This is a genomic window from Streptosporangium sp. LJ11 (genome assembly GCF_051918945.1).
GTDB lineage: Bacteria > Actinomycetota > Actinomycetes > Streptosporangiales > Streptosporangiaceae > Streptosporangium.
Map to the genome: position 1 here is coordinate 1 of NZ_JBPXMB010000077.1, position 2,923 is coordinate 2,923.

Sequence of the window (2,923 nt, forward strand, 5' to 3'; positions counted from 1 at the left end):
GCGCCTCCACCGCCGACGGCGCCAACATCGTCCAGTACGACGACTGGGGCGGCAACAACCAGCAGTGGCAGTTCGTCAAGATGGGCGGAACGGACCCGACGCCCAGCCCGACCCCGACGCCGGGTCCGGGCGGTAACTACACCAACCCGGTGGTCTGGCAGGACTTCGCCGACGGCGACATCATCCGGGTCGGCGACGCCTACTACTACTCGGCGTCGACGATGCACTACTCGCCCGGCGCGCCGATCCTGCGCTCCTACAACCTGGTCGACTGGGAGTACGCGGGCCACTCGGTCCCGCGCCTGGACTTCGAGTCCAACGCCTACGACCTCAACGGCGGCCGGGCCTACGTGAAGGGCATCTGGGCCTCGACGCTCAACTACCGGCCGAGCAACAGCACGTACTACTGGATGGGCTGCACCGAGTTCAACCGCACCTACGTCTACACCGCGTCGGCGGTCGACGGCACCTGGACCAAGCGCTCCCGGATCAACAACTGCTACTACGACGCCGGCCTGCTCATCGACGACAACGACACCATGTACGTCGCCTACGGCAACGGCACGATCAGCGTCGCCCAGCTCTCGGCCGACGGCCTCAGCCAGGTGCGCGCCCAGCAAGTGTTCCAGACCCCCTCCAGCGTCGGCACCCTTGAGGGCGCCCGCTTCTACAAGCGCAACGGCTACTACTACATCTGGCTGACCCGCCCGGCCAACGGCCAGTACGTGCTGCGCTCCAGCAGCCCGTTCGGCCCGTACGAGATGCGCCAGGTCCTGCTGAACATGCCCGGCCCGATCTCCGGCGGCGGCGTGCCGCACCAGGGCGGCCTGGTCCAGACGCAGAACGGCGCCTGGTACTACATGTCGTTCGTCGACGCCTACCCCGGCGGCCGGATGCCGGCTCTGGCACCGATCAACTGGAGCGCCGACGGCTGGCCGACCGTCCAGACGGTCAACGGCGGCTGGGGCGTCAACTACCCGAAGCCGAACATCCAGACCTCCAAGACCGTGGCCTCGATGATCGGTCCGGACACCTTCACCTCGGCCAGTCTCGGCCACCGGTGGGAGTGGAACCACAACCCCGACACCAGCCGCTTCTCCACCGGCAACGGCCTGCGCCTGCAGACCGCGACCGTCACCAACGACCTCTACAACGCCCGCAACACCCTGACCCACCGCATCCAGGGCCCGTCGTCGACCGCGACGATCGAGCTCGACTACTCGCAGATGGCCAACGGCGACCGTTCCGGGCTGGCGATGCTGCGAGATCAGTCGGCGTGGATCGGCGTCAAACGCGACAACGGCGTCAACCGGGTCGTGATGACCAACGGCCTGACCATGAACAGCAGCTGGGCCACCACGGGCACCGGCACCGAGGCGGCGAGCGCGAACATCTCGGGCGGCAAGATCTGGTTGCGGGTGAACGCCGACATCCGGCCGGGATCCGGCAGACAGGCCCGGTTCTCCTACAGCACCGACGGTGTGAACTTCACCGCGCTCGGACCGGCCTTCACGTTGAACAACGCCTGGCAGTTCTTCATGGGCTACCGCTTCGGCATCTTCAACTACGCCTCCCAGTCACTGGGCGGAGCGGTGACCGTGAACCGGTTCGACCTCACCACACCGTAAAACCGAAGGGATTACGCGATGAACCCCCCAAATCGCTCATCTCGTCCTTCCGGGCGCACCCGGCTACGGAGATTCCTGTCCATCCTGAGCGCCGGCGTGGTCGCCATCGGCGTGTCGGCGGCGATCTCCGCTCCGGCGGACGCCGCCTCCACGCTGGGCGCGTCGGCGGCCGAGAGAGGCGGCCGCTACTTCGGCGCCGCCGTCGCCGCCGGCCGGCTCGGTGACTCCACCTACGTCAACATCCTGAACCGCGAGTTCAACTCGGTGACCGCCGAGAACGAGATGAAGTGGAGCTCCACCGAGCCCCAGCGCGGCAGCTTCAACTACACCAGCGCCAACCGGATCGTGAACCACGCCCTGGGACAGGGCATGAAGATCCGCGGTCACGCCCTGCTCTGGCACCAGCAGCAGCCCGGCTGGGCCCAGGGCCTGTCCGGTTCCGACCTGCGCAACGCCGCCATCAACCACGTCACCCAGGTCGCCACCTACTTCCGCGGCAAGATCGATTCCTGGGACGTCGTGAACGAGGCGTTCGCCGACGGCGGCTCCGGCGGGCGGCGCGACTCCAACCTGCAGCGCACCGGCAACGACTGGATCGAGGCGGCCTTCCGGGCCGCCGACGCCGCCGACCCGGGTGCCAAGCTCTGCTACAACGACTACAACACCGACGGGATCAACGCCAAGAGCACCGGCATCTACAACATGGTGCGCGACTTCAAGGCGCGCGGCGTGCCGATCGACTGCGTCGGCTTCCAGTCCCACCTGGGCGGCTCCCTCTCCGGTGACTACCAGGCCAACCTCCAGCGCTTCGCCGACCTCGGCGTCGACGTCCAGATCACCGAGCTCGACGTGGCCCAGGGGCCCAACCAGGCCAACATCTACGCCGCGGTGACCCGGGCGTGCCTGGCGGTGTCCCGGTGCAACGGCATCACCGTCTGGGGCATCCGCGACAGCGACTCCTGGCGCACCGGGGAGAACCCGCTGCTGTTCGACTCCTCGGGCAACAAGAAGGCCGCCTACACCAGCACGCTCAACGCCCTCAACGGCGGTTCCACCAACCCGACCCCGACCCCGACGCCGACCTCCGGCGGGCCGATCGACACCAACGCCTGGTACGTGCTGGTCAACCGCACCAGCGGCAAGGCCCTGGACGTCTACAACCAGTCGACGGCCGACGGCGGACGCATCACCCAGTGGACCCGCACCAACGGCAACAACCAGCAGTGGCAGTTCGTCGACTCCGGCGGCGGCTACTACCGCGTCAAGTCCCGCCACTCCGGCAAGGTCCTGGACGT

General features: G+C 67.8%; 2 protein-coding genes. Both read left to right on the forward strand.

From position 1 onward, the window contains the following. The coding region (locus tag ACTOQ3_RS43390) for a family 43 glycosylhydrolase (RefSeq protein ID WP_440089902.1) at positions 1-1,628 on the forward strand (1,628 nt) is incomplete at its 5' end. A gap of 18 nt (positions 1,629-1,646) precedes the next feature. Further along, on the forward strand, positions 1,647-2,923 hold a 1,277-nt coding region (locus tag ACTOQ3_RS43395; RefSeq protein ID WP_440089903.1), incomplete at its 3' end, for an endo-1,4-beta-xylanase.